Source organism: Paramuribaculum intestinale (genome assembly GCF_003024925.1).
In the GTDB taxonomy this organism is placed as follows: Bacteria; Bacteroidota; Bacteroidia; order Bacteroidales; family Muribaculaceae; genus Paramuribaculum; species Paramuribaculum intestinale.
Map to the genome: position 1 here is coordinate 1 of NZ_PUED01000187.1, position 4340 is coordinate 4340.

The following is a 4340-nucleotide window of genomic DNA, read 5'->3' on the forward strand; positions in this document are numbered from 1 at the left end:
CGTATGTTTAATATTATTTAACATACAATATAGCTCAAAAACTCCTTTTGCCAACTCCCGTAAAGTCTTTTTCCGGGGGGTAATTTGCTTGACCGGACGGGGGTCAATTTAAATGATTTTCCGGGGGGCAATTTATCTGGTCAACCGGGGGGCAAATTCACTGAGTTTTTCCACCCTTGCGGATTATGCGGGAGAAATCGCCGCCCTGACGGGTATAGAACTGACGGTCTGACTTACGGGCAATCCTGTCACCACGGTGGGCGACGCTCATCGCACCGTTGTCATCCATTGTCGAAAGCATCGAGCCGGAGAGCGAATATGTCTCGGTCTCATCGGTCAGGTCGTAGCGCGGAACACCCCAGCGGGTATCAAGCGTTATCGAGGGGACAGAAAGGTCCCAGCCCTGTCCGAGCCAGCCGTTGCCGCCGTCACTGTTGTAACTGATAGCCAGTGAGGGTGCCATGCCGTTGCGGGCAGGAGGCATCTCGAAGGCGTATTGCAGGTTGGCGGAACCACGGTTGTTAGCCGTAGGAGGTGTGATGATATTGAGTTTCGCCGTCGGGTCCGCAGCCTTGATGTCGTTCATCATAGTGGGAGCGAAACCCTCTGTCTCAGGAGATTCGGGTGCCTGAATGACACCGTTGATCATGTCGGTGAAGTGGGTAGTCCTTGACTCCACATAGGCCAGCTCCTTATTGACAGCTATGCGGTCGAGTGCCACCCAGTGCTCCTGTTCGGTATCATAGTAGAACGTGCGTATGTCGTCTTCCGTGTAACCGCTCGGAATCCTTGTGCGGTCGTAGCCGAGCCTTACGGTCGCGCCTTTTTCAGAGAAGTGGGTGCCGTGAGGCAGGAACCGGTATCCCTCGCCCTGTGCCGTGACATTCGTCATGGCAAAATCAAGTTCGGGCATGTCATCCTCGCCAAGCACCGACACTGACAGTTCAGTGTCGCGCAGCAGCGTACCACCTGAGAAGGAGATGGCACCGCCGGCCACCGCGAGACTGTCCGCCTGTCCCTTGCGGAACGACCCTTTTACCGACTCGCCGTCAGGTATGCGGGAATATTTGTCCGCATCGTGTTTCGTGGTAGGAGCCTTTGCCGACTGTGCGGCCGGTACGCCCGTATCGCTTACTTTTTCCTGCTGTTGCGGAGAGGAATTGCCGCTTTCGCCGACCGTTGTCCCCGGAGACGAGGCGGGGCTGTCAGCCTCTATGTTTATGCCGCTGCTTCCCGGCGAATTGTTCGCCCCGGCGGAATGTCCCGAAAGGAACCATGCGCCCGACAAACCCACCGCAGAGAGTATAGCTGTGGCAACGGCTATGCTGTATATCCGTTTCATAATCGGTTTATTATGTTGTTACTGTGTTGTTTCCGGTTATTTCGCAAGAATCTTTTGGGTATGTTCGCCCTCGGCTGTGATTGCCTTGACGATATACACACCGTTCATCGGAACTGTGAAACGCTTGGTCTTGATGTCTGAACCCTCCATCTCTCCCTCGAACACGAGGCGGCCTGATGCGTCGAATACCATCAGAGTGGCCGGGCCGGACTGTTCGCGGTCAAGAATGGCGTTGAAGATATGGGCCGTGCCATCCTCGGCATCAACCGAAAGGCTGCTGTTGCGTGTGTTGCCGGGATAGTCGCCGGGAGGATCGGACTGGCCGATTACCACAGGCTGCTTAGGCTCTATGCCGTTGGGCATCGACGGGTCACATCCGTTGCCGACATGGACAGTGTAGGTCACGGTATTTGTCTTGGGGGTCTCAATCTGGACATTGCCGTAAATCTCAAAGTCCTCGACAGGCGTACCGTTGATTGTCATACCGGTGATATGGGTGTCGCCTCGACCGTACTTGATACACATCCTCCAGAGGCGCAGAGTCCACGCGCTCTTTTTGAGTACCTCCTCGCCATTGTGGAACCATCGTACATATATGCCGCTGATTCTGAGACCGAGGGTGTCGCCGGGCTTAATGGGGACTCCCTGTGTCAGACTTGTGTAGCCGTCAAGGATGAAATAGGCCTTGTCGCCGCGCACGTCATATCCCCATTGGGTTATGTCCTCTTTTACAGAAGGCTCCGCGCCGATGCGGTACCACGAGCCGGTCTCCGTCACGGTCCACTCCACGTCGCCGCCTGTAAACCTGCGGTCAGTGTGGGAATATGTCGTGTAGAGAAGGTTGCCCTTGCCGTGGATGTCGTTTCCACCGCCCTGTGTCACCGTAAGAGTATATGTTCCCGTGGCGAGATTCTCAATCCTGTGGGTCTTGCCCATGAAACTTCCGCTTGCCACGAGGTCGTCTTTCTTCATGCCGGCCACGCTGTCAACGGTAAGCGAATACCTGTATATAGGAGTGCCTATGTTGATGCCTATGTCGATTGCGCCGTCTTTCTGGGGAACCCCGTCAACACAGGTTGTCGGTTCCACATCCACATCGGCATCAATGCCATCGAAATAGGCGAAAGTGAACACGTCTGAACCGCTCCCGTCTGCATCCCACAATATATTGTGGAACATGGTCTTGCCTCGGGATATATCCGGGGGTGAGCAACGCACCATCACAGTGTTGTCTGTATCAAAACGGCCCTCGCCGGTCGGGTCAATGAGCATGACAGTACGGCTGCGGCTGTAATGGTAGAACTCCTTGTCGGGAGTAAGGTTGTGTGCCAGCTCTGCAAAATATCCGGTTTCCACCGCCCCGTTGGAACGCACGGAGGTCAGATACAGCGGAGTGGCGGAGGCTTCCGCGCTTATGACACCTCTATATACCGAATTCCTCGCATCTTCGGGTATGGTTACGGTATATGCCGCACCTCCCTCTCCGTCAACGCGAAGATACACAACGCCGTCGGAAAGCATGACCGACACATCGGCACCGCTGACATCCGCGGCTATGCCGGTTCCACCTGCCTCGCCGTTGGCTATCGCCCTGACGCTGCCGTCACTGCCAATGCGGAATCCGTATGTGCATCCGCTGTCGCCTGATTTGGAAAATCCGACATCAAACGCAGGATGCGTTGACGGACACGGGAACTCTATCAGTCCGGTGCCGTCAGTCAGTTCGGGTGTCACCACTGATCCGGGAGTGTTCTCCTCCAGACTTATCACGTCAAGAAAGCCTTCAGGCGTTACGGTCATGCCGGTGGCAGTCCAGCGCGTCGCGGTAGTGTCGGCGACTGTCGGCATATTCGGCTTGACCAGCCATGTGCGGTTCATGATGTGCCAAAGTGTGTCGTTGGGAGAGGTGTAGGTCTCCAACGCGCCGCCGTCGTCGCCCCAGAAAAGAGACATTTTGTCAGGCATCGGGTTTCCATGCTCACGGCCCATGACAAGGAGATGAGCCTCTGACGGAAGACCGTATGAGTTTGATTTGTGATAGCTGTCGTTCTCGGGGAGCGACGTGTATAACGGGCCCTCCTCATAAGAGGTGGCCGACATGGGCTGGAGAAAATCACCGGCCTTGTTCCTTGAAATCGCCGTGACGCGGTTGTGATATACCCCGGCGTCGTCACGGTCCCACACAAGGTTGCCGTCTCCGTCAAGATATGAGTCATTGAGGGTGACACCGTATTTCATCGCGAGATAGCTCTCCGCCTTCCTTCTTTCGCCGGGAGTCAGGATGCGGTTATACACCAACAGTTCAGGCGAATACCCTTCAAACCCCTTATTGTCGAAATTGGAAGTGTCGAACGGGCCATTGAAATGCTCGTCTGTGGGTGAATACGCGCCGCCGATTGTCAACGTGCCGCCGGGACCGCCCATACCGATGTGTTCGGATTGGCCGCGCGGTAATAGGTCAGCACCTTTGTGGCGTGTTCCTTGAATGTGTTTTCAGGTATGGAGTCTTTTCCCGTGTAGAGCAGATCCTCGCCGTGGGTCTCCCCGTAGTCAAGAGGCTCTATGTTTCCGGGTCTTACAATCCGGTCGCTGGTGACGAGACTGCCGCCTCCGTCACCGCTTGCGACCCCATAGACAACTCCCTCGGTTTTGAACGTGTAAGGCGCGAACACCCCGATAATCGTGCCTTGGATGAGTGACGAGCGATGCAGCTCGCTCCACTTCGGGGTGTCACCTTTCGAGAAGTCGAGTGCCGGGTTGAAATTTAGCGACTTGACCAGAGCCCTGTCCTGTGTGAACACATAGGTGCCGGAGACTCTGTTCTGAGCATACTGCACCACCGAATCGCCCGAAAAATCGAGCCATTGGTAGCGGCCCTGCAGGTTGCCTGAGACCGGAGCAGCCTTAAACCAGGCGTCAACTCCCTCGACACCGCCCGGAGAACGGGCAAGCAGCAGGAGCGCAGACAAACCACACAGGCCTGAAAAGAGTAGTACCT

2 protein-coding genes and 1 pseudogene are annotated in these 4340 nt (G+C 55.7%); all 3 read right to left on the reverse strand.

Annotation, left to right across the window (positions count from 1 at the left end; genetic code table 11):
• Positions 1-157 precede the first annotated feature (157 nt).
• A complete protein-coding gene (locus C5O24_RS11110; RefSeq protein ID WP_107036980.1) occupies positions 158-1342 on the reverse strand; it encodes a SpvB/TcaC N-terminal domain-containing protein in 1185 nt (394 codons plus the stop codon).
• Positions 1343-1378: 36 nt separating this feature from the next.
• Entirely contained in the window at positions 1379-3766 is a 2388-nt protein-coding gene (locus tag C5O24_RS11115) for a DUF8202 domain-containing protein (RefSeq protein ID WP_237613070.1), read from the reverse strand.
• A pseudogene (locus C5O24_RS14515) lies at positions 3742-4340 on the reverse strand (T9SS type A sorting domain-containing protein); the annotation flags it as partial. The pseudogene C5O24_RS14515 and the gene C5O24_RS11115, both read right to left, overlap by 25 nt.